Origin of the sequence: Sphingobium sp. LMC3-1-1.1 (genome assembly GCF_040676285.1) — a bacterium.
Lineage (GTDB): Bacteria > Pseudomonadota > Alphaproteobacteria > Sphingomonadales > Sphingomonadaceae > Sphingobium.
This window is the reverse complement of sequence record NZ_JBEGHQ010000089.1, coordinates 132,367-153,753: the sequence shown is the minus strand read 5'-3', so window position 1 is coordinate 153,753 and position 21,387 is coordinate 132,367. Positions and strand designations below refer to the sequence as shown.

Annotated in this window: 19 protein-coding genes and 1 pseudogene; 7 read left to right on the top strand and 13 right to left on the bottom strand. The window is 59.9% G+C overall.

From position 1 onward, the window contains the following. Positions 1-27 precede the first annotated feature (27 nt). Genes MRBLMC3_RS22845 through MRBLMC3_RS22825 form a run of 5 tightly spaced genes read left to right on the top strand, consistent with a single transcriptional unit; the run spans position 28 to position 4,906 of the window. Positions 28-1,611 (top strand): TIGR01244 family sulfur transferase, encoded by a 1,584-nt coding sequence (locus tag MRBLMC3_RS22845; RefSeq protein ID WP_363832666.1) that lies wholly within the window; start codon positions 28-30, stop codon positions 1,609-1,611. A 3-nt stretch (positions 1,612-1,614) separates the two neighbouring features. Beyond that, the gene (locus MRBLMC3_RS22840) at positions 1,615-2,400 is read left to right on the top strand and encodes a sulfite exporter TauE/SafE family protein (protein ID WP_363832663.1); all 786 of its coding nucleotides are present in this window, start codon (positions 1,615-1,617) and stop codon (positions 2,398-2,400) included. 12 nt (positions 2,401-2,412) lie between these two features. Continuing rightward, on the top strand, positions 2,413-3,807 hold the full coding sequence (locus MRBLMC3_RS22835; protein WP_363832662.1) for a cytochrome ubiquinol oxidase subunit I: 1,395 nt from the start codon (positions 2,413-2,415) through the stop codon (positions 3,805-3,807). After that, complete coding sequence (gene cydB / locus MRBLMC3_RS22830; protein ID WP_363832659.1) at positions 3,804-4,802, top strand: cytochrome d ubiquinol oxidase subunit II; 999 nt, start codon at positions 3,804-3,806, stop codon at positions 4,800-4,802. The genes MRBLMC3_RS22835 and cydB overlap by 4 nt, the downstream gene beginning before the upstream one ends. Further along, positions 4,802-4,906 (top strand): DUF2474 family protein, encoded by a 105-nt coding sequence (locus tag MRBLMC3_RS22825; protein WP_363736689.1) that lies wholly within the window; start codon positions 4,802-4,804, stop codon positions 4,904-4,906. Before cydB ends, MRBLMC3_RS22825 begins: the two co-directional genes overlap by 1 nt. 16 nt (positions 4,907-4,922) lie before the next feature. Here the strand turns inward: MRBLMC3_RS22825 and MRBLMC3_RS22820 are convergent. The 8 genes and pseudogenes from MRBLMC3_RS22820 to MRBLMC3_RS22785 all read right to left on the bottom strand — a co-directional run. After that, positions 4,923-5,045: pseudogene (locus MRBLMC3_RS22820) on the bottom strand (integrase); the annotation flags it as partial. Positions 5,046-5,245: 200 nt separating this feature from the next. Continuing rightward, positions 5,246-5,809 carry a mechanosensitive ion channel domain-containing protein gene (locus MRBLMC3_RS22815; protein ID WP_363736691.1) on the bottom strand — a complete coding sequence of 188 codons (564 nt, stop codon included), beginning with the start codon at positions 5,807-5,809 and terminating at the stop codon, positions 5,246-5,248. Beyond that, positions 5,809-6,483: an FABP family protein gene (locus MRBLMC3_RS22810; protein ID WP_363832657.1), complete on the bottom strand. Its 675-nt coding sequence runs from the start codon at positions 6,481-6,483 to the stop codon at positions 5,809-5,811. The genes MRBLMC3_RS22815 and MRBLMC3_RS22810 overlap by 1 nt, the downstream gene beginning before the upstream one ends. A gap of 67 nt (positions 6,484-6,550) precedes the next feature. Then, complete coding sequence (locus MRBLMC3_RS22805) at positions 6,551-7,972, bottom strand: phospholipase D-like domain-containing protein (protein ID WP_363832654.1); 1,422 nt, start codon at positions 7,970-7,972, stop codon at positions 6,551-6,553. A 19-nt stretch (positions 7,973-7,991) separates the two neighbouring features. Continuing rightward, positions 7,992-9,215, bottom strand: coding sequence for a molybdopterin-dependent oxidoreductase (locus tag MRBLMC3_RS22800; protein ID WP_363832651.1), 1,224 nt, complete (start codon positions 9,213-9,215; stop codon positions 7,992-7,994). 855 nt (positions 9,216-10,070) lie between these two features. Beyond that, entirely contained in the window at positions 10,071-10,376 is a 306-nt protein-coding gene (locus tag MRBLMC3_RS22795; RefSeq protein ID WP_363736695.1) for an alkylphosphonate utilization protein, read from the bottom strand. Between the two features lie 109 nt (positions 10,377-10,485). Continuing rightward, positions 10,486-12,144, bottom strand: coding sequence for a SulP family inorganic anion transporter (locus MRBLMC3_RS22790; protein ID WP_363832648.1), 1,659 nt, complete (start codon positions 12,142-12,144; stop codon positions 10,486-10,488). Next, a complete protein-coding gene (locus tag MRBLMC3_RS22785) occupies positions 12,144-12,464 on the bottom strand; it encodes a helix-turn-helix domain-containing protein (RefSeq protein WP_133655018.1) in 321 nt (106 codons plus the stop codon). Before MRBLMC3_RS22785 ends, MRBLMC3_RS22790 begins: the two co-directional genes overlap by 1 nt. 132 nt (positions 12,465-12,596) lie before the next feature. On the opposite strand from MRBLMC3_RS22785, the gene MRBLMC3_RS22780 reads away from it, so the two are divergent. After that, complete coding sequence (locus MRBLMC3_RS22780) at positions 12,597-13,091, top strand: DUF983 domain-containing protein (protein ID WP_363832645.1); 495 nt, start codon at positions 12,597-12,599, stop codon at positions 13,089-13,091. Here MRBLMC3_RS22780 and MRBLMC3_RS22775 read toward each other — a convergent pair. Next, complete coding sequence (locus MRBLMC3_RS22775) at positions 13,003-13,407, bottom strand: EAL domain-containing protein (protein ID WP_363832642.1); 405 nt, start codon at positions 13,405-13,407, stop codon at positions 13,003-13,005. The genes MRBLMC3_RS22780 and MRBLMC3_RS22775 overlap by 89 nt on opposite strands. 675 nt (positions 13,408-14,082) lie before the next feature. Between MRBLMC3_RS22775 and MRBLMC3_RS22770 the strand changes: the two genes are divergently transcribed. Then, positions 14,083-14,730 carry a prolyl hydroxylase family protein gene (locus tag MRBLMC3_RS22770; protein WP_363832639.1) on the top strand — a complete coding sequence of 216 codons (648 nt, stop codon included), beginning with the start codon at positions 14,083-14,085 and terminating at the stop codon, positions 14,728-14,730. 232 nt (positions 14,731-14,962) lie between these two features. Here MRBLMC3_RS22770 and MRBLMC3_RS22765 read toward each other — a convergent pair whose 3' ends face one another. From MRBLMC3_RS22765 to MRBLMC3_RS22750, 4 genes are all read right to left on the bottom strand, one after another. Continuing rightward, complete coding sequence (locus MRBLMC3_RS22765) at positions 14,963-17,653, bottom strand: TonB-dependent receptor domain-containing protein (RefSeq protein WP_363832636.1); 2,691 nt, start codon at positions 17,651-17,653, stop codon at positions 14,963-14,965. A gap of 91 nt (positions 17,654-17,744) precedes the next feature. After that, positions 17,745-19,400, bottom strand: a complete 1,656-nt coding sequence (locus MRBLMC3_RS22760; protein ID WP_363736702.1) for a hypothetical protein — start codon at positions 19,398-19,400, stop codon at positions 17,745-17,747. Between the two features lie 247 nt (positions 19,401-19,647). Continuing rightward, complete coding sequence (locus tag MRBLMC3_RS22755) at positions 19,648-20,028, bottom strand: tetratricopeptide repeat protein (protein WP_363832633.1); 381 nt, start codon at positions 20,026-20,028, stop codon at positions 19,648-19,650. Between the two features lie 596 nt (positions 20,029-20,624). Next, positions 20,625-21,353, bottom strand: a complete 729-nt coding sequence (locus tag MRBLMC3_RS22750) for a TetR/AcrR family transcriptional regulator (protein ID WP_363832630.1) — start codon at positions 21,351-21,353, stop codon at positions 20,625-20,627. Positions 21,354-21,387: the final 34 nt, after the last annotated feature.

Genomic DNA, 21,387 nt, shown 5'->3' with positions numbered 1-21,387 from the left:
CGCGCGGCAGCGGGTGGAGGAGCAATCATGGACATCAAACCGCTGAACACAGACTTCGCCGTATCGCCCCAGCTTACGATCGCCGATATCCCCTCGATTGCAGCCCAGGGGTTCAAGGCCATCATCTGCAACCGGCCCGACGGCGAGGAACCGGGGCAAATTACGGCAGACCAGATCCGCGAGGCTGCCCAGCAAGCGGGCCTGCGCTTCGCCCATGTGCCCGCAGCTTCAGGCGCGATCGCCAACGCCAATGTCGACGCCATGGCGGAGGCGATTGCGGTCCTTCCCAAGCCGATCCTGGCTTTCTGTCGCTCCGGCGCTCGATCGACGAAGCTCTACGAGCTTGCCCAATCGCAGGAGAACTCGGCTTCCTCTCCCAGGATTCACGATGTCGTGATCGTCGGTGGCGGTGCTGCCGGAATTGCAACGGCGTCCAGCCTCCTGAAGCGCAATCCCAAACTTGATATCGCCGTCATCGAGCCGTCGGAGGTGCATTATTACCAGCCGGGCTGGACGATGGTGGGCGCAGGGGTGTTCGACAAGGAATTCACGCGCCGCGCCGAAGCGCGGGTCATGCCCAGGCAGGTCACCTGGATCCGCACCGCCGCCTCCGGCTTCGTCCCCGACGAGAACAAGGTGATCCTCTGTGACGGTCGCGACGTCGGCTATCGGGTCCTGGTCGCCTGTCCCGGCATCACGCTCGACTGGAATGCCATACCAGGTCTGGCCGAAACGATCGGGAAGAACGGCGTCACCTCCAATTACGGCTACGATCTCGCGCCCTATACCAACCGGCTTGTCAAGGAATTCAAGGGCGGGCGGGCGCTGTTCACCCAGCCTGCGATGCCGATCAAATGTGCCGGCGCGCCGCAAAAGGCCATGTATCTCTCCTGTCATCGCTGGGAAAAGGCCGGGGTCCTGAAGGACATCGACGTGCAGTTCCACACTGCCGGTGCGGTGTTGTTCGGCGTCGCAGCCTATGTCCCTGCGCTCATGGAATATGTCGAGCGTTATGGCGCGCACCTGAATTTCGAATCGAAGCTGGTTGCCATCGATGGCGCGGCGAAGGTCGCCACCTTCGAGCGCAAGGATGGCGATGGCACGCGACGGGTCGATGAACGCTTCGACATGATCCATGTCGTACCGCCCCAGGTCGCTCCGGATTTTGTCCGGTCGAGTCCGCTCGCGGCCGCGTCCGGCTTCATCGAGGTTGACGAGGCGACGCTTCAGCACCTGCGCTATCCCAACGTGTTCGCACTGGGCGACGCCTGCTCCGCCTCCAACGCCAAGACCGCAGCCGCCGCACGCAAGCAGGCACCGGTCGTCGCGGTAAACGTTCTCGCTGCTCTTGAAGGCAAGGAACCGGTCGCGGACTATGACGGCTATGGTTCCTGCCCGCTGACGGTCGAGGCAGGCAAGATCGTCCTCGCCGAATTCGGCTATGGCGGCAAACTCTTACCCAGCTTCCCCAACTGGCTGATCGACGGGACGCGTCCCTCCCGCCTGTCGTGGTTGCTGAAAGACACGATCCTTCCGCCGGTCTACTGGCACGGCATGCTCAAGGGGCGCGAATGGATGGTCGCGCCGCATGCAATCGGGGCGGCGCACTGAGCCATGCTGGAGCCGATGCAATATGCCCTTGGCGGTCTCTCGGGCGCGCTCGTCGGGTTCGTGCTCGGGCTCGTCGGCGGCGGCGGATCGATCCTCGCCGTGCCCTTGCTGCTCTATCTCGTGGGGATCCGCAATCCGCACGAGGCTATCGGCACCAGCGCTCTGGCGGTCGCGGTCAACGCGCTCGCCGGTCTCTGGAACCATGCCCATGCCCGGACGGTGAACTGGCGGTGCGGCGGGATCTATGCGGCGGCAGGCGTCATCGGCGCGCTCGGCGGCTCGACCCTCGGCAAGAGCATCGACGGACACAGGCTGCTCTTTCTATTCGCTATCCTGATGGTCGTGGTGGCGTTCCTGATGTTCCGCGGACGCGGCGATCAGGGCATAGAAGGCGCGCAATGTAACCGGGAGAACGTTGGCAAGGTGGTTGGCTATGGTCTCGGCACCGGGGCATTTTCCGGCTTTTTCGGAATTGGCGGGGGTTTCCTCATCGTACCGGGCCTGATTGCGTCGACACATATGCCGATCCTGCGCGCTATCGGCACTTCGCTGGTGGCGGTCGCCGCCTTCGGCCTGACCACCGCGCTCAACTATGCTGTTTCTGGCTATGTCCTGTGGGGCCTCGCCAGCGTTTTCATCGCGGGCGGCATCGTCGGAAGCATCATCGGCACACGCACATCCCAGGTGATGGCTGCCGAAAAGGGCCGATTGAACAGCCTGTTCGCGATCTTCGTGCTCATTGTCGCCATCTACATGCTATTCAAGAGCTGGTCCGCACTCGCCAGCTGAACGGGGACATCCATGGACGCCATCATTCTTGCGCGGGCGCAATTCGCCTTTACGGTCAGCTTCCACTTCTTGTTCCCCGCCTTTTCCATCGGGCTGGCAAGCTATCTGGCGGTACTGGAAGCCCTGTGGCTGAAGACCGGCAAGGGCGTTTATGCCAATCTGTTCCGCTATTGGCTCAAGATTTTCGCTGTCGTGTTCGGGATGGGCGTCGTCTCGGGTATCGTCATGTCTTACCAGTTCGGTACGAACTGGTCGGTGTTTTCCGATAAGGCAGGTCCAGTTATCGGGCCGCTGATGGCCTATGAAGTACTGACCGCTTTCTTCCTGGAGGCCGGCTTCCTCGGCGTCATGCTGTTCGGAATCAACAAGGTCGGGCGCAAGCTGCACTTTGTCGCTACGCTAGCCGTGGCGCTGGGGACCTTTATTTCCGCCTTCTGGATCCTGGCGGTCAACAGCTGGATGCAAACGCCGACTGGCTATGAGATCGGCGCCAACGGTCAGTTCCTGCCCGGGACAAGCTGGCTTGCGATCATCTTCAATCCCAGCTTCCCCTATCGCCTGTTCCACACGGTCCTCGCGGCCTATCTGACGACCGCCTTCATCGTCGGCGCGGTGGGTGCCTGGCATCTTCTCAAGGACCGCGCCAATCCGGGCGCGCGCAAGATGTTCTCGATGGCGATGTGGATGGCAGCGATCGTTGCGCCGATCCAGATCTTCGCCGGCGACATGCACGGACTGAATACGCTCGAGCATCAGCCGGTGAAGGTCATGGCAATGGAGGGCCATTACCAGAGTCACCCGCACGGCGCTCCGCTGATCCTGTTCGGCATCCCGAACAGCAAGGAACAGCGGGTCGACTACGCCATCGAGATACCAAAGGCCTCGTCGCTGATCCTCAGGCACGAACTCGACGCGCCCCTGAAGGGTCTCGACACTGTACCGAAAGCCGACCAACCGCCCGCCGGCATCGTCTTCTGGGCCTTTCGCGTCATGGTCGGCATTGGGTTTGCCATGCTCGCAATCGGGCTGTGGAGCCTCATCGCGCGCTGGCGCAAGGCGCTTTACGACTGGCCGATGCTGCATCGGTTCGCGGTCCTGATGGGACCGTCCGGACTTGTCGCCGTGCTGGCCGGCTGGGTGGTAACCGAAGTCGGGCGCCAGCCGTTCACGATCTACGGCTTGCTAAGGACGACACAGAGCGCTTCGCCTCTGGATGCTCCCGCCGTCGCCTCGTCGCTGCTCGCATTTGCGATCGTCTATTTCACCGTCTTCGGCATGGGCATCTGGTATCTCCTGCATCTGATGAAGAAGCCGCCCCAAGCGCATGAAACCCCGCCCGATGACGCACCGATCCGCAGCGCAGGCATCACCCCCGCCCCAGCTATCATCGAGGGAGCTTCGGCATGATCGATCTCACTGTCATCTGGGCTTGCATCATCGGCTTTGCGATCATTGCCTATGTCGTGATGGATGGCTTCGATCTCGGCATTGGCATCCTCTTTCCTCTCTTCAAGGTCGGCCAGGACCGTGACACCGCGATGAATAGCATCGCGCCGGTGTGGGACGGAAACGAGACCTGGCTGGTGATGGGCGTTGGCGGTCTGCTCGCTGCATTCCCGCTAGCCTATGCGATCATCCTGCCAGCGCTTTACGCGCCAATGATCGCGATGCTGCTGGGACTCGTCTTTCGAGGTGTCGCCTTCGAGTTTCGATGGCGCGATCCGGCGCACCGCGCCTTCTGGGACAAGGCGTTCACCACCGGCTCGGTCATTACCACCTTCGCGCAAGGAATTGCGCTTGGCGCGCTTCTTCAGGGTATCACGGTCAAGGGTCGCAGCTATGCCGGCGGCTGGTGGGAATGGTTGTCACCGTTCAGCCTGCTGACCGGCATTAGTCTGCTGGTGGGCTATGCCCTGCTCGGTGCCTGCTGGCTAAATTGGAAAACCGAGGGCGGATTGCAACGGCAGGCGGTGACCTATGCCGGTCGACTGGGCATCGGCCTTCTGATCATGATCGGCGCAATCAGTCTCGCGACCTTGGGGCTGGAGACAAAATATTATCAGCGTTGGCTGAGCTTCCCCGGCATAGTGGCGACGGCGCAGGTGCCGCTTGCCACAGTGATCATGACATTGCTCTTCTATCGCAGCCTGCGTCGGAAGCGTGATGCGCAGCCATTCTTTTGGGCGCTTGCCTTGTTCGGACTTTGCCTCGTCGGCCTTGGCATTTCGATCTGGCCCGACGTAATTCCAGCGCGGGTGACGATCTGGGAAGCGGCCGCGCCTCACCGCAGCCAGATGTTCATGCTGGTGGGGGCCTCGATCATGGTGCCCGTCATCCTGGCCTATACTGCGTGGTCCTATTGGGTGTTTCGCGGCAAGGTAGGGGCGGAGGGCTATCATTGATGCCGCTTTGGCTGTGCCGGCTTGGATGGTTCGTCGGAATTTGGGCGACGAGCGTTCTTGCGTTGGCGCTGGTCGGAGGAGTGCTCCGCTTGTGGTTACGCTGAATGGCCCCTCGCCAAGAATGCCGAGATAGCGAACCATGTTCTCGATCTTGCTATGACCGAGAGGGATCTGGACGGCACGAAGGTTCCCGGTCGCCCTATAGATGATCGACGCCTTCGTCCGGCGAAGTGAATGGCGTCCGGCGAAGTGAATGGGCGCCATACTCACTTCGCAGCTTGCCGATGTAAGACGGAGGAGTTTCCTTGAAGCCTGTGCCGACCAGAGCCGGGCGTTCCGGGATAGATGTCCGAATGCCTGCTCCTGACAGACGCCCCCGTTCCCTCATCGTGAATTAGGCGATCGACCAAGCATTCCGAAAGCTGAGGCGGCGATCACGGCTCTCATGCGCCATCCTTCTCGCTGCGTGGCAGTTTGATCATTGTCTGCTGCGCCATCGTGCCATTGGCTATGATGATCTCGCGGCCATCATCCGTGCGCAGGATGGTGAAACCCAGCGTGATATCCTCGACAACACCGACGTCGAATTGATCCTTATTGGGCGCGACGACCTGCAATCGGTCCCCACGGCGGAATGGCTTGTACAATACAAGGCTAACGCCAGAGACCAGATTGCCCAGCGTCGTCTGGGCGGCGAAGCCGACGATCACCGACATCAGCCCGACCCCGGCGAGCAAGGCGGTGCTGAGACGGTTAAGCGCCGGAACAAGATGGGCGTACAGCGCGCCGATCAGCAGCCATATGATCAGGATTGCCAGGTGGCTGAGAAACGAGATCGTGATCTGGTCGATGCGTTCGGACCGGTCATGTGCGATGAGCGTCGTGAAGGCGCGTCGCACCAGCCAGGAAATGAGGATCGCGGCTCCGATCAGCAGCGCCGCAAGAATCACCGCGCCAAGCCAGGTCCTGGTGTCGAAATAGTGAAACGTCGTCGCGGCTCCCCCCATCAGCCCGGCCCGCCGGCCTTGGCACGAACGATCCTGAGCCAGGGATTGAGATCGGCATCGCCCACCTTCTTAAGGCTGCCCGTGTCGCGGTGGGTGAACGGCTCGTTGCGGCCTTTGACCATCAGCATGGTCTCGCTCGTATATGTCCAGGAGCCATCTGCGGCAAAATCGATTTCGAGCATGTAGCTGTCGGTCCGGAACGCCTGCTCCAGAAAGTCCGTGGAGCAGATGCCATAATCGGTCTGGCCGCGAACGGCTTTCACTTTCAGCGTCATGTCGTCCTTCCCGGCTTGTCCACATGCGAGCGCGACCTGGCCACGAGGGATAGCCAGTGTCTGCATGATGAGGCCGGTTGCAGGCTCCCACAGCCAATAGCCGATCTGGTCGTGGAAGGTGATGTCCTCTTCGCGCGTGCCGATATGGGTGTGGTAGCGCAGGCCGTAGAGAAGTTGGGGGCCATTCGTCTGGGGATCGATCGGCTGCATCTCGACCCGCTCAAAATATTGGCGCTGCTCCGGGCCGTCCGCCTTCGGATTGAGGTCATTGCCCTTGTCGCCTTCCCATATTCCGGCCAAACGCCTCAGCGGGCCGAGATTGGCGAGGGTATCCGGATCGACATTCTCCGGTTCGGTAAAGATGTCCTTCGGGATCGGCGTGCCAACCATGTGCGTCATACTCCGTGCTTCGACGAACCATACTATCGGGATCCAAATTCCGGGAGAAGCGCTAGCTGACCGGACGTCAAATCAACGGACCGAGCGATGCAAGCGCATTGCGCCAGATGCGGGTGTGCAGAGGGAGGGCTTCTGTCTGACCTCGCGTCACCGGCCGCGCCGAACGACCATATTCCTGCTGGCGCGCCCGCATCGCGGCGGTGAATTCCTTGTCCCGCACCATGATGTCATTTTCGAAATTGAGGTCGAAGCTGCGAAAATCGAGATTGGTCGACCCGAAGAAAGTCAGCTCGCCATCGACGGTCAGGATCTTTGCATGGAGGAGGCCGCCATCGAACTCCTGGATCCTGACACCCGCATCGAGCAGTCGCGGATAATAGGCTCGGCTCGCCGCGCCGACGAACCAGGAATCATTGCGATGCGGCACGGTCAGCGTGATATCCACGCCCGCCATGGCCGCTCCGATGATGGCTTCCGATACGACATCGCCCGGCACGAAATAGGGGGTCGTCATCATGATTTCACGGCGGGCCTCGCCCACGATGCGGGCAAGGAGCTGGGCGGTCACACCCTTGTCCGTCGTCGGACCCGTGCCAACGACCTGAGCCGTGACGCCGGTTTCGACAGGATCGGTGCGGTAGTCCCAGGGGGTCAGGTCGATCGGTCCCTGTTCGAACCAGGATTGCGCGAAGAGGAGGTCCATCTGCCGCGCCACCGGCCCCTCGAACCGGGTCATGACATCGACCCATGGCGCATATCTCGGCTTGGGTGAGAAGGCCGGATCGGCGCAGTTCTGGCTGCCGCAATGGCAGATAGCGCCGTCGATGATCGTGATCTTGCGATGATTGCGAAGATCAGGCCGGCGAACGAGCACCGTCGATAACGGATTGCCGATGGGCAAGGCCGCCATGGTCTCGATGCCCGCCGCGCGCATCGCCTGCCAGACGGTGGATTTAAGGAGCGCGCCCGATCCGATCGCGTCCACTCCGGCGCACACGCGTACGCCGCGCCGTGCCGCCCGGATCAGCGCTTCGGCGACCGCCCGGCCGGTGCCGTCATCCAGCCAGATATAGTAGAAGACATGGACGAAGCGCCGTGCCGCATCGATATCGGCGATCAGGCGGGCGCGCTGCCCGTCCGGGCTGTCGAGCAACTCCGCGCGGTTGCCATGCGTGACGCCGAACCCGTTGATGGCGCTGGCAAAGCCGCTGGCCGGTCCCTGGGTGACAAGGTCATGCGGCTCGCCGCTGTCCAGCACCATTGGCCGGGTCGCAAGTTCGGCCTCGCGATGAGCGGCGCCTTGCGGGCCATCGAACCGGATGCGGCCGAACAGGAAATAGGCCAGCGCGCCGAGGACAGGCAGTACGAAGAGAGCCAGCGCCCAGGCGATCCGTGTGGTTGCGTTGATGTCCGGTCGCGCCAGTATGTGCAGCAGCGTCGCCGCGACGATCGCGGTGTGGAGCAGCGCGGCAAGGCTTATCAGCGTCATCGGGCCGCCCGAGCCATTCTCACGCCAGCCGGATCTTTACCGGGATCGACTTGATGCTACTGTCGGGCAGCGTGGCACGGGCCATGCGGCAGACGATCTCCACTTCGGACAGACAGTCCGGGCTGGCCGGATCGAGCACGCCGCGCGAGGCGGTGACCTTGGACATGGCGTCCTCGATCGTGACGAACTGCTCGCCCGCCTCTGTCTCGATGCGCTCGGACCGGGAAATGACCGGCAGGATCAGCGCCTCCTTGCCATGGACCACATGCCCGCGATTGAGCTTGGTCGAAATGCCGACGGTCAGGTCGAGATTGCGCATGGCTTCATAGGTGCGCTCGGTGTCCGGAACGGCGCGCACGAAATTGCCGCCCATGCCGACGAACAGTTTGGCCGTCCCCGCCCTCATCGCCTTGACGGCATCGACGGTGTGATGGCCATGCTCGCGCGGCGGATCGAACCCGGACACATCCCGGACGCGATCGAGATATGCGGCGGCAGGCTGCTCGTCGATGCCGACGGTGCGATCGCCCTGGACGTTCGAATGACCCCGGATCGGCGCGATCCCGGCGCCGGGCCTGCCGAAGTTGCCACGCAGGAACAGCAGGTTGCAGACCTGCTGGAGCAACCGCGCGCCTTGCTGGTGCTGGGTCAGCCCCATGCCGTAGCAGATGATCGTCGCGCTGGACCGGATGTAGATCTCGGCACAGTGCCGAATCTGTGCCTCCTCGATGCCGGACACGCGCACGAGATCGTCCCAGTTTTGCGCCATGGCATCGGCGCGCACCGCATCGATGCCGGTGGTGTGCATATTGACGAACATCCAGTCGATGACCTGCTCGCCGGCTGCATCCCGCTCGAACAGGATCTTCATCATGCCTTTCAGCAACGCGATATCGCCGCCGATCCTGACCGGCACATAATCGCTCGCGATCCTGGTCGAGCCGAAGGTCGCCATCTCGATCACGTCCTGCGGCGGCGTGAAGCGGATCAGCGCGCGTTCGGGCATCGGGTTGATCGCGATGATCGGCACGCCGCGCCGCTCAGCCTCGACCAGATCGGTCATCATGCGGGGAGAATTGGTCCCCATATTCTGGCCGATCACGAAGATCGCTTCGGCCTTGGCCCAATCGGCCATGGTGACCGTGCCTTTGCCGACGCCGATCGAATGCGGGAGGCCCCGACTGGTCGGTTCGTGGCACATGTTCGAACAGTCGGGGAAGTTGTTGGTCCCGAATGCGCGCACGACGCTTTCGCGCCATTCTCACAAAATTCAAGCGTCTGGGTGCAGTCGGGGTCGGGATAGGCGCAGCTCGGGCATTTGAACCCGCCGGGCTGATTCATGGAGAGCAGCGCTTTCGATCCTTTAGTGACCACGCTTTCCTGCATCAGGACTTTTGTCGTAGCAGCGGCCGCACCCCAACCGCCTGCCGGCTTGTCGTAGGGTTCGTAACGAGGCTGGTCATCGGCCATGAGCGCGCTCCAGATGGTGTGCGACTGACAGACTAGGGGATCATGTTCATTCGTCGCAATGAAATCCCGCTCACATGTTATTGGAGCGATAGGATTTTGGTCGCACCAGGGATCGACATGGACGATGCTTTGATACTGTCTGAGCGGACCGAAACTTGAAGAATGGGGGTCTCCCAGGCTCGTCAGACGTTTGCGTACGCTAGGCTTGGCTAGCGGTTATCGAGCTAGGGCCCGATCCCGCATTCCGCAGATCTTTGGGAGGAGTTCCCAGCCAATCTCACCCATTACCAGGATGACTGGCGTCAAGGATCGAATTTCGGGTGTCGCCAAGACCCGCCATTCCTGCTCATATCCGCGAACGGCAGGATTGTCCCACGATCCGGCGTTCACCTTCGGCGAAACCGACCCCTTGTAGCCGTTCAACCGCCGATTTTCGTTCCTGCGTCCAGACGGTCCGCTAATTGGGTTCGATTGCGCGCCGGTACTCCCGGTTTATTCACTCACAGCGCTTGGCGAGTTGATGATCCGGCTGCGGCGATCCCGTTCCGGGTCCTTCCCCTATATCGGCGGCGTTGCCAGCACGGTGGGCTTCCTGTTGATGCTCTGTGTCGGACAGTTTGCTTCATGATCAGGTGCGTTTCCGAACAAACTCCGCTCGCAGCACCAGTCCCTTAATGCCATCATATTTGCAGTCGATTTCCTGTGCGTCGCCGGTAAGTCGGATCGACTTGATAAGTGTGCCACGCCGCAGCGTCTGCCCAGCACCTTTGACTTCCAGATCCTTGATCAATGTGACCTGATCGCCATCGATGAGTATGTTTCCCACGGCATCACGCACCTCGACCCTCTCGGCTTCGGCATGGCGCACTGCCAGTTCCGCTGCTGGCATCCATTCCCCGGTTTCTTCGTCATAGACATAATCTTGGTCGTTCATCTGCTTCTCCTGATAATGGACCGTCGTCACGTTGGGCCTGCGCATTTCGATCGACAGCGCACAAGCCTGCCCCCCGCGTTATGCGCATGAGTTGAAAGTTCCCGGCATGTCAGGCTTCCTCGACGATCTTTGCGGCGGCGATGAGCGCCTCTGCATAGTTCGACGTGTAGATGAGCTTGCCCGATGACCGGCCAAGGCGTGCGCGTTTGAGCATGGCGAACGGCTGTGGCCTTATACCGGAGAGGATTACACGCGCGCCGGAAATGCGGGCTTGTTCGACAAATTCCTCCAGCGCCTGCACTCCGCTGGCATCGAGCAGCGGGACCAGGCGCATGCGCAGGATAAGGACTTTGGGCGACGAACCGACCCGCCTCAACGTGTCCAGCAGTTCGCCGGCGACCCCGAAGAAGAACGGCCCGTTGATCCGGAACACCTCGACGCCGCGGGGAAGCGCATCGCGTTGGTGCATGTCCTCTGCATCCAGTTCGGACTCTTGCGCGATCCCCGCGTCAACTTCGACCGCTTCGGCCATGCGCGCCATGAACAACAATGACGCGAGCGCTACGCCGACACCGATTGCGACTGTCAGATCAACCAGCACCGTCAGTCCGAAAGTCAGCAAAAGTACCGCACGATCGCTGTTCGGCATACGCAGAAGGGCCACGAAACGTTTGTACTCACTCATGCCCCAGGCGACCATGAAGAGGATTGCAGCGAGCGCCGCCATCGGCACATAGGCCATCAGGTCGCTGGCGAAGAGGATGAACAGGAGCAGAAAAGCCGCATGCATCATTCCCGCAACAGGCGTCTTTGCTCCAGAACGGATGTTGGTCGCCGTGCGTGCGATGGCACCGGTCGCCGGCAGGCCGCCGAAGAGTGCCGACCCCAAATTCGCCACGCCCTGGCCGATCAACTCCTGATCGGAGCGATGGCGTGTTCCGGCCATTCCATCGGCGACGACTGCGGAGAGCAGGGCTTCTATCCCAGCGAGGAAGGCGATCGTGAACGCGGAAGGGAGAACTGCGGCGACCTTGGCCAGGGAGAATTCCGGCAACGACGGCATCGGCAAACCGGCCGACATATCCGGGAAGCGCGACCCGATCGTGTCGACCGGCAGTTTGAGCAGGGCAACTGCGAGCGAACTCGCCACCACAGCGATCAAGAAGCCGGGCCATTTCGGCGCAAGCTTGCGCAGCATGACGATAACGCTAAGCGTGCCCACGCCGATGCCAAGCGTGACCCAATTGACGGTGGCGATCGCGCCAAAATAGGCCTGCCACCTCGGAATGAATTCAGCAGGGACATGCTCGATCGAGAGGCCGAGAAAATCCTTCACCTGGCTCGACCCGATGATCACCGCGATGCCAGCGGTAAAGCCGGTCACAACCGGGTGCGGGATATATTTGATCATCCGCCCCAGGCGAAGGGCGCCGGCGGCGATGAGGATCAGCCCGGCCAACAGCGTGGCCACCAGAAGTCCATCATAGCCGTGCTGGGCGATGACGTTGAAGATCACGACCACGAAGGCGCCGGTCGGTCCGCCGATCTGGACGCGCGATCCGCCAAGCGCCGAGATCAGGAAGCCCGCGATCACAGCGGTCACCAATCCCTTGTCGGGCGTCGCTCCACTGGCAATGCCGAGCGCCATCGCGAGCGGGAGCGCAACAATGGCCACAGTCAATCCTGCTATGGCATCTGCCCGGAAGCTCGCGACCGAATAGCCTTCGCGCAGCGTTGTGAGGAGTTTGGGCGTATAGGAGGCTGCCATCACCTGTCGGCTTCCTCAGCCGGTATCTTGTCGTACAGCATGGAGGACGACGACCGCCTGACGCCGCCACTGGCAGGTTCACGAAGGCGGACCCCGCGCCCGACGCCTGTGCTCGGCGCGTTCTCGCCCAACAGCTCAATACCGGCGCTCTCCAGCGCCATGATCACTTTAACCAGAGTCTCGACCACGCCCCGCACCTGGCCTTCGGACGCCTCCATCCGTTGGATCGTAGGGAGAGACAATCCCGCCAATTCGGCCAACTGACGCTGGTCCAAGCCGAGAAGAGCGCGTGCGGCCCGCATTTGCTGCGACGTGATCATATTTGCCTCATGATGTTTAATACATCAAATATCATTGTTAACAATTAATAGTAATATTGTATATATGGCTTGTGCAATCCAAGCGATCAAACTTTCCTGAACGATTCCCGGAAACCGCGGCCGTGATGATCAATGCCTGATTTCATGGTGTCGCCCTTCGACAATATGGGAGTCGATCCCGATCGGGTGAGTACGTCCGAGCCCGTGCTGACTGAGGCACTGGCGCTGCCCGTCACGGGTTGGGAAGCAACGATGCGCGGACTGCGTGGCCGATGTCCTCGATGTGGGGATGAGAGGCTATTCTCTCGATTCCTCAAGCCCGTTCCGCATTGCGCCCGTTGCGGACAGGACTGGTCGCATCAACAGACGGACGACTTCCCGGCCTATGTCTCGATCTTCCTGACTGGGCATCTGTTGGCGCCAGTGATCATCGCACTGGTGCACGATGCGCAGCTATCCGTGCCCATGCTCCTTGCGATCATCATGCCGCTATCGCTGACCCTGATGATCGGGCTGCTCCAGCCCGCCAAAGGCGGCATCATGGCCCTCCAGTGGTGGCTTGGCATACACGGGTTTCAAAGGGAGCGGCCGGAGACGACCGAAGCCGACGTCGAAATCCCTCAATGATGGTATGTCTGTTGATGACCTCGACAGGCAGTGCCTTGAACTGGATTATCGACGCAACGCGTGTCCCGAAATCGTCATAGGCGACCGGGAAACCGCCAAGCGACAGGAGGTGGACTTCCCGTCGGACCATGTCGGCATTGGCACGGTGAAACATGGATTCTGCGACCTCGGTCACAATCGCCCCGGGGTTGATTGCACGGCTCCTGAGGACCGCGATCACGTTCGGCAAAGCCGGGCTCAGCGAAATCCGCAGCGCGTGTGTCGATCGCAAGTTGACCGCAAGGCACCTTCTCTGCCTTCCATCGCGCAAATCCATTAACTCGACCCTTCACGGTCGTTCAGCGGCCAATTTTTTGGGACCTATATACCTAATTAGCCCCAGAAAACGCACCATCATTGCCCAAACGACTCGCGGAGACCATAAGGGGAATGGAGAACAATTATGCCATTCGCCCCACTTGCCATAGCCAATAGGTTCCTGGCGGAACATGGCGCAGAAAGCGGCGGCATTAGCCATATGAAGCTGCAAAAGCTGGTTTTCCATCCCAATCGTTGGTGGCTTGCTTCGCATGATGAACCTCTAACCACAGAGGCTCCGCAAGTGTGGAAGTTCTGTCCCGTGTTCAACTCCCGCTATAGCGCGCTTGCACCCTTTGGAATGCAGCCAATTGACTCGCCGCGCCGTACTGTTCCGATTGGGACAGCGCCGATTGTACCGATGATAAGAACGAAGTGAGGGAACTGCTGAAGTGGGCTTGGCAACGCTACGGTGGACGTTCAGCCGGCCAGCTTTCTGCTATGACGCACGTATCCCAAGTTCAATCACTCTTCTGCCAAAATAGTGCTCGGTAATTTCTGTTACTATAAGATAACATTTTTGCGGTTGTATGATGACAATCACCCTGCGGGAATTATCAAGGCTTGCATTTCGCGCGACGGGCAATAGCAAATCCGACTTCGCGCCATGGCGCACCCATCTTCAGGACAGAATATGGCCGACTGCATGCCTCCCTCTGCGCCCGACGCAGACCCGCTATGGATCGCCGGACATGCGCGTGTACAGCGCGTCCCCAGTCGCGACCTCACCCTGTTCATCCAGCGCGGCTTCCTCTCGCAGCAGGAATGCGCCGATCTGATTGACCGGATCGAAGCCTGCCGTCGTCCCTCCACCATAGCGGACGCCAATGGCGACAGCGCCTTCCGCACCAGTGAGACATGCGACCTTGACGACGGCGATTCCTTCATCGCCACCATCGACGCCAAGCTGGCCGACTTCGCCGGCATCAATCCTATTTATGGAGAGCCCATCCAGGGCCAGCGCTATGCCGTGGGTCAGGAATTCAAGGCGCATACCGATTATTTCGAACCGGACGGTCCTGACTTCGACAAATATTGCTCAGTCGCTGGCAACCGCACCTGGACGCTGATGGTCTACCTCAATGAACCCGGCGCGGGTGGCGCGACCCGCTTCCCCAAGATTGGCAAGACGGTGCAACCCGAAACCGGCAAGCTGCTCGCCTGGAACAACCGGCTAAGGGAAGGCGCATATAATCCGGCCAGCCTGCACCACGGCATGAAGGTGCGCAGCGGCGTCAAGCACATCATCACCAAATGGTATCGGGAGAAGCCTTGGCGCTGATTACATCTGAAGGAGGAGGACGACATCGTCCCCGCGCGCCGAAATACAGCGATGCAGCTTACGCAGCTGCTCGGCCGCGTAGGTCGCCCTCCGCCCCTCATTAGGGCAGGGACGACGACTTCCTTTCCCAGCCGCGTTGCTTGCCTCACGACGGAGGCCGCTTTGCAGGCAAGATTGACAGGCTATGGCCGATCGCTCACCGATCGGCCACGCCATGAGGAACCGAATAATATCAGAAAGTGGTCGACAGTGAAAAATTGAAGGTTCGGCCGATACGGTATTTATTGTAGATCACGGTGTTAGTCCCGTTGGACTGAGTTTCCTTATAGTTATTGCCGAGAATATTTCGGGCTTCAAACTTCACATCGAACTGCCGACCCGCCACGCGCAAGCCCTGTCGCGCGACAAAGTCCAGATTAAGGCCGGGATATTCATAAACATCAGGCTGGTTCTGATTGGCAAGGCCGCGGCTTGTCACGCGCTTGCTGGCATAGGAGAATATCAGTGTCTGCTGCGAGAGGCTTTCCTGATCCTCGACGCCAAGCTGGAAATTCACCAAATGGTCCGACTGCCCGGTTAGCGATGCGCCGTTTCGGAAATAGTCGGTCGCCAGAGTCGAGGACGCGCCGAAAACCGCCACGGCGTCATTCGGGCCGACCTTCAATTTGGACTTGGTATAGGTATAGTTGGCGATGGCAACCAATCGGCGGGAGGCGAAAAAGGGATCGCTTCCTACGCCCGACAAGTCGATATATTTCTGCAACTCGACTTCGCCCCCATAGAGATTTGCCTTTGGCGCATTGGCGAAGCTGGTGACGAAATTGTCTCCGTTGAGTGTGATGAAGGTCTCGATCGGCTTGTCGATCTTCTTGAAGAAGCCTGCAATCGAGAAACGCTGATCGCGCGCGAAATACCATTCGTAGCGCGCTTCCGCGTTGAAAAGTTCGCTATCCTGCAAATGGGGGTTGCCCTGGTACCGGCGGTTGCTGTCCGGATCGAAATAGAATTGATAGATCAACTCGCGGAATTGCGGACGAGCAATAGTCTTGGAAGCGTTCAGGCGAACCTGCATGTCTGCCTGAACCTGCCAGGTCAGCGTCGCGCTGGGCAGCCAATAATTATTGTTGAGCTGCGTGGAGGCGGTGCTGGCGCCAGGCGTGCTGAACACCTGTAACGGTGCGACAGCTAGCTTTGCTGTTTCATAGCGGACGCCGGCATCAATCGACAGTTCCGGCGTTATCTGCCAGTTCAGTTTGCCATAGCCCGCATGGTTTTTCAGTGTCGCACGGAAAGCCGGATTGCCTTCGTTCGTCTCAATCAAACCGATATTGAAATAGTCGACGATCCCGGGCGCCAACAGCAGATCGGGCCGCAACACCCCCACGCCCTCGGGCATATCGCTCGACGCGCGGAACTGGAAGTCGCGACGCGAGCTGGTGCGGTTGGTGCTGACATAGGCGTAGCCCACCGTCGCGCCCAGCGCCGGTGACGGTCGCCAGGTGAAATCCCAACCACCCGACCATAGATCTTCATTGAGGTCTGAATAGCTGACGGTGGCCGTCTGACCTGTATTGCCGTTCAGGCGGTTGATAAACAGGTTGCCGAAGGGGTCGGCATCCGAATTGGTGCGAATATATTCAAAGGACAGTTCGTCTGGTGCCTCGCGTTGCGAATTGGCGAAGCCGCCGCGCACGTCCAGACTGAATTCGGGGCTGAACTTGAATTCGCCCACCAGCTGAGTATCGATCAGCTGCCGCTCATACCAGGCCGTGTCCTGCTCCATGATGTCGGAGGTCGGCTGGGTCTGTGTATTGCCGATGCCGAGACGAGTATGCTTCAACGTGTCGCGAATATAGAGGTTCGTCCAGCGAATCTTGTTGTCGCCAAACTCCAGTCCCAAGCCCATGAGGGCGTTGACGATGATGCGGTTGTCGGTCGTGACTCGCTGAAAATCCGAGTTGAGCGCGGAAAGGTCCGGAGTAATCGAATTCTGCTGACGCTGGTCGCGTACGACCCACTTGTTGCTATAGCCAGCGGTTGCGATCACACCGAGCGTGGAACCGCCCAGATCGAACGAGGTGCCGCCCGCGATCGTTGCCGAATAATTGGGATCGAGATCGGAAATTCGCTGCACCGTCGCATTGCTGAAGCGAACGAGTTGGCCGGCAATTTCAGGCGTATCGACATTGCCCGAACTGATGCGCTCACCGCTGCGGAAAAAAGCTGCAAGTGCCGGTGGCAGATCGCGGCTGCCGTTGTCGAAACCGGTCCAGTCGCTTTTGCTGCCAAAGTAGCTGTAGCCCGGCTGGAAGCTGCTTTCGTCATTGGCGCCAATGCCGCCGCTGATCGTCACGAAGCTTTCTGCCGGGATGACGGTCGTGGTCAGGTTGATGACACCGCCGCCGAACTCGCCGGGATAGTTGGCCGAATAGCTCTTCTGAACCAGCGAGGAGGAGACGATATTGGTCGGGAACAGGTCCAGCGGGACGACGCGCTTCAGCGGCTCGGGGCTCGGCAAGGGCGAACCGTTGAGCAGCGCAAGCGAATAGCGATCGCCAAGGCCGCGGACATAGACAAAGCCGTTGCCGACCACGGACATGCCGGTCACGCGGCCAAGCGCACCCGCGATATTGCCGTCGCCCGTGCGCGCGATGTCCGCCGAGGACAGGATGGACACCACGGCTGGGACGCTCTTCTGGATGTTGGAGCCGCGCCGCCCAGTCACAATGATGTCCGAACCGGGGATCGAAACGTCGGGCGTCGCCTCGGCGGCGGAACGGCCGGGCTGTTCCGCCGGATCGGCCGATTCCGGTTGGCTGATGGTGGCATCGGCGGGCGCGGTCGCTTCCTGCGCTAGAGCAGCCGGCGCAACCAGCGCGGAAGAAAGAAGCAGCAGGCCCGCGAAGTTGAGCGGCGTCGCCATCGGAAGTCCCCTAATTTTATCAAGTGCAAGCATCGGGGCGGGATGCGGCCAGTGAAGACCTCATCCCGCCCCGCATTAGCTCAGGCCGGTTTTACAGCGGCACCGAGGTGCAGGCGCGGCGAGCGGTGCTCGTGTTGTCGAACGGCGCGAAGGCCGAGTTGCAGGTCCAGCCCGCGAACCAGGTGTCGTTCGCATCCTTGACCGCGCCGACATAGGTCGTCGTGTCGAAGAAGGCGTCCAGTGTCTTCGCGTCGGTCGCGGTTACGCCCGTCGTTTCGTTCGTTCCGTTGATGAACACGGCGCTTAGCGACGAGGTATAGGACACATTGTTGTTGTTGCCGGTGAAGAGCGACGCGACGTCGGCTGCGGTGTAGGCGGTCGAACCGCTGCCCGAACCGATGAACTTCGTCGCATTGCACTGCAGTAGAACCGAACGGGCCGTCAGCGTAGCGCGGGTGGAAGCCGTCCCGGTGCCGTGCAAGCGGACGCACTCATTATTCGGGGTGGCGACAATGCCGTTGACCAGCGTCAGGTCACTATTGCCGCGGTTCAGAATGGACGCCTGGTCATTCGCTTCATTATTGCTGCTGACATTGGGCTGAAGCGCTGTGAAGTTCGCCACAATCGTGTTCTGCCGCGGCGTGTCGCTTTCCAGGCCATTGCTGTCGATTTCCATCAGAGCGTCGCCCTGGCCTGGGCGTTGTACCAACAGAACGTACTGGAAACGCCCTTGGATGCCCGTGTCGGCGTCGAGGCTGTCATCGTCCGCCCCGGCCGCGATATAGTGCTTCATTCGCACGGTGCCACCGAAGAATTCCGCGCCATCGTCCGAGCTATTGAAGCTTTGGATATAGTCCAGCGTGGTGCCGCTGCCGATGCCTTCCCCGGTCAGCGCCTGGAGTTCGGTATTGGCGCCAAGCACATAGCCCGAATAGCGGATCTGCACATATTTCATGGTGCCCGCATTATAGGCGTCGTCACGACCGCCGAAAGTTGCCGGATCGGCCGAGCCTTCCGTCTGACGTTCGCAAGTGTCGGCAGCGACCGAGCCGCTGTTGCAGTCAGTGGTACGCGCACGGCCGAGCAGAACAACGCCGCCCCACTGACCGATCGAGTTTTCGGTGGCGTTACCGTTGAGATTGTCGCGACTGGTGAAGACAATCGGCAAGCTCGCAGTGCCGACTGCATTGATCTTGTTGCCGCGGTTGACGGCCAGCCAGCTAGTGCCGGTGCCACCATAAAGAACGACGCCAGGATCAATGGTCAACGTTACATTGGTATCGGCGGTCAGCTGACCACCGGTCAACGAGAAGCCATTGGCCGCAGTGCAACCGACGGTCGAACTAGTGAGCGGCGCTGATGCGGTTGGCGCCGCGAAACCGCTATCGCAGCCGACATCGACGCGGCCCTTGATCTGATAGACGAGCCCGGCGATCTTCGGCAAGGTGATGCTTTTAGCGATGATCGAAGGCAGCGTGCAGACGCGCCAGGTATCGCCATTGGAACCGGAAATGGTGCCTTCGTCAGCCAGCCCTTTGGGATCGGCGATTGTCGGACAGCCAGCGGCGGCTGTGATCGCAGTCGGGGTGGGAGTCGGCGTCGGCGTGGGCGTGGGCGTGGGCGTCGGGTTGATGATCACATTACCGCCGGTACCGGGCGAAGCGATATCATCGGCGCCACAGGCGCTCAGTGCGGCGCACGCACAGCTCGCCATTAAAAGGGTGTGAAAACGGTTATGCTTGGCCATGAGGTCTCCGCTCCGGCTTGAGCCGGTTTAAAATTGGTTGCGGAGCGCAAGGGGAAAACGAATCGGACAACGCCCCCTGTCGCCCTGGCTGGAGCACCTAGGCGTCATAAAAGACAAGGAGGTTTCACCGAAATGACAGATCAGAGAAATTAAGATGACAACTTTATGACGCTCGATCAACTCAGCGCCAAGTGGCTTCTATGAAACATGCGCGCCACTGCGAAATAGGCGCGCCTTGCCAGTTGACTCAACGCATGGCGAAATTCGTCTTCAGACGCCGTATAGCATTGCGCGCAATTTCGCGCGAATAGCTTTGTCGCCCATCCGCCGTAATCAGAACGGTGTCCGGTGCGAAGCTAGCCGCTTGATAAGCATTTCGCGCGGACTTGAGTCTGCCCATGCCAGCATAAGCATTCCCAAGATTGATGAGACGCGCCGGATCATCAGCAAAATCAGAACGCAGCGACTCCAAGCGACGGGCCGCATCACGGTAATCGCCTGAAAGCAGCGCTGCCGATGCAAGACCACGATCAGAAACACCCACGACAATCGTCTCATCAGCAGCAAATGCCTCAGTCGAGCCTTGTGCCGCCAAGGCCAGAACAAGAATCGCCGCCACCTTCCTCATCGATATTCTCCAAAAAAATCTTTCTATTATCGCTATGAATATTGCAGAATCATGACACCATAACAAGACCGCTTCAGTCTCCGGTTCTATATTTTTTTGGCATTAAAACAGTGACATACTGCATTGTCTCACCAATGTCATAATACTGTAACATAATGATGAATGGCGATAACTCATGATTCGGGCGATCGCCGGACATCTTGGTTAGAAGTGCCGCGGCCGGAGGCGGAGAGGGAAACGCCAGGTACTGCTTTTCGCTGGGCAAACGTGCAGTAACGAAGGAACAAGCCCGGCCAAGGCCGACAGCCGCCGCCGCTATCGCCGGCACTAGATTATCGTGGGTCGGTCGGTTCAGGTCGACCGCAAACAGCATGGAACCTGCCGGAACCGTGATCCGCGTTCCCGGTGGGATGAGGCTTTCGACGAGTTGCGCATATTCGTTGGCCCTGCCGAGGCAATTGGGATGCGGTGTTCGCGGGGGCAAAGATCTGCACTTGGCTACTCACCGGCGACATTCGCGGCGGCCGCGGCGGGGGGAATGACGCCAATAGTAGAAATTTCACCATAACGAATGGATGACAGGTGAGGACTTGGTATTAGAGGTTCGGATGAAGAATCTTGTGTATGATTGCAGTCACTGACGCCATGTCATTCTCGGTTCCGATCTCGGAATCCGGGTATAGCCAGTCGTGCAGAAGGACGGAACCGGCCACCATTGCAAAGGCATAACGAACTGCCCGTCCCGGCTCGACTATCGGGACCGTTTGAGAATTGACGTGCTGCTCCCGAATTCTGTCGGCCGATCCGGATAATAAATCCGACAGGCTATATCCTATCTCACGACCAATTTCGCTCGATTTTATCAAGGCCTTCAAAAGGTCGCTATTCTTGCTGAGGAAAAGATAGGTTTCCTGCGCGCCGTGCAAGTTCCTTTCCCTGATATCCGGCGCCATCGAATCCAGTTCGGCATGCAGGTCATTTATCTTGTCACGAAAAGGCTCCACTATCGATATTCTAAATAATTGAGCCTTGTTGACGAAGTATTTGAACAGAAGCCGCTCGGATATACCTGCCAGCTCCGCAATTTTCCGCGTCTTCGCCCCGGCCATTCCTTTTTCAGCGAATTCCGAACGTGCGGCGGCCAGGATAAGGGCGCGGACCTCTTCCGTTGGCCTTCGACGCCGCCGTGCTGTGGCTGGCGGTTCGCCGGCTGTTGAAGGTCGAAGATTCATGCATTCACGTCCTTCCAATAGCTTTTTTTCCTGCTTCGGCCTTCGTGTCGAGGGCCCGGAAGCCTTGGAAAAATGCCTGAATATGCGGGCCATCCCCTGGTCCAGTTATTCCGGCACGGGCGTATAG

What these genes read in the sequence shown, in the direction of transcription:
- MRBLMC3_RS22770 (WP_363832639.1), top strand. Translation starts at nt 14,083, where the DNA reads ATGGCCGACTGCATGCCTCCCTCTGCGCCCGACGCAGACCCGCTATGG.
- MRBLMC3_RS22755 (WP_363832633.1), bottom strand. Translation starts at nt 20,028, where the DNA reads ATGAGGAAGGTGGCGGCGATTCTTGTTCTGGCCTTGGCGGCACAAGGC.
- MRBLMC3_RS22795 (WP_363736695.1), bottom strand. Translation starts at nt 10,376, where the DNA reads ATGAACGACCAAGATTATGTCTATGACGAAGAAACCGGGGAATGGATG.
- MRBLMC3_RS22840 (WP_363832663.1), top strand. Translation starts at nt 1,615, where the DNA reads ATGCTGGAGCCGATGCAATATGCCCTTGGCGGTCTCTCGGGCGCGCTC.
- MRBLMC3_RS22810 (WP_363832657.1), bottom strand. Translation starts at nt 6,483, where the DNA reads ATGACGCACATGGTTGGCACGCCGATCCCGAAGGACATCTTTACCGAA.
- MRBLMC3_RS22825 (WP_363736689.1), top strand. Translation starts at nt 4,802, where the DNA reads ATGCCGCTTTGGCTGTGCCGGCTTGGATGGTTCGTCGGAATTTGGGCG.
- MRBLMC3_RS22790 (WP_363832648.1), bottom strand. Translation starts at nt 12,144, where the DNA reads ATGGCAGCCTCCTATACGCCCAAACTCCTCACAACGCTGCGCGAAGGC.
- MRBLMC3_RS22765 (WP_363832636.1), bottom strand. Translation starts at nt 17,653, where the DNA reads ATGGCGACGCCGCTCAACTTCGCGGGCCTGCTGCTTCTTTCTTCCGCG.
- MRBLMC3_RS22750 (WP_363832630.1), bottom strand. Translation starts at nt 21,353, where the DNA reads ATGGCCCGCATATTCAGGCATTTTTCCAAGGCTTCCGGGCCCTCGACA.
- cydB (WP_363832659.1), top strand. Translation starts at nt 3,804, where the DNA reads ATGATCGATCTCACTGTCATCTGGGCTTGCATCATCGGCTTTGCGATC.
- MRBLMC3_RS22760 (WP_363736702.1), bottom strand. Translation starts at nt 19,400, where the DNA reads ATGGCCAAGCATAACCGTTTTCACACCCTTTTAATGGCGAGCTGTGCG.
- MRBLMC3_RS22775 (WP_363832642.1), bottom strand. Translation starts at nt 13,407, where the DNA reads ATGGATTTGCGCGATGGAAGGCAGAGAAGGTGCCTTGCGGTCAACTTG.
- MRBLMC3_RS22845 (WP_363832666.1), top strand. Translation starts at nt 28, where the DNA reads ATGGACATCAAACCGCTGAACACAGACTTCGCCGTATCGCCCCAGCTT.
- MRBLMC3_RS22805 (WP_363832654.1), bottom strand. Translation starts at nt 7,972, where the DNA reads ATGACGCTGATAAGCCTTGCCGCGCTGCTCCACACCGCGATCGTCGCG.
- MRBLMC3_RS22785 (WP_133655018.1), bottom strand. Translation starts at nt 12,464, where the DNA reads ATGATCACGTCGCAGCAAATGCGGGCCGCACGCGCTCTTCTCGGCTTG.
- MRBLMC3_RS22780 (WP_363832645.1), top strand. Translation starts at nt 12,597, where the DNA reads ATGCCTGATTTCATGGTGTCGCCCTTCGACAATATGGGAGTCGATCCC.
- MRBLMC3_RS22835 (WP_363832662.1), top strand. Translation starts at nt 2,413, where the DNA reads ATGGACGCCATCATTCTTGCGCGGGCGCAATTCGCCTTTACGGTCAGC.
- MRBLMC3_RS22815 (WP_363736691.1), bottom strand. Translation starts at nt 5,809, where the DNA reads ATGGGGGGAGCCGCGACGACGTTTCACTATTTCGACACCAGGACCTGG.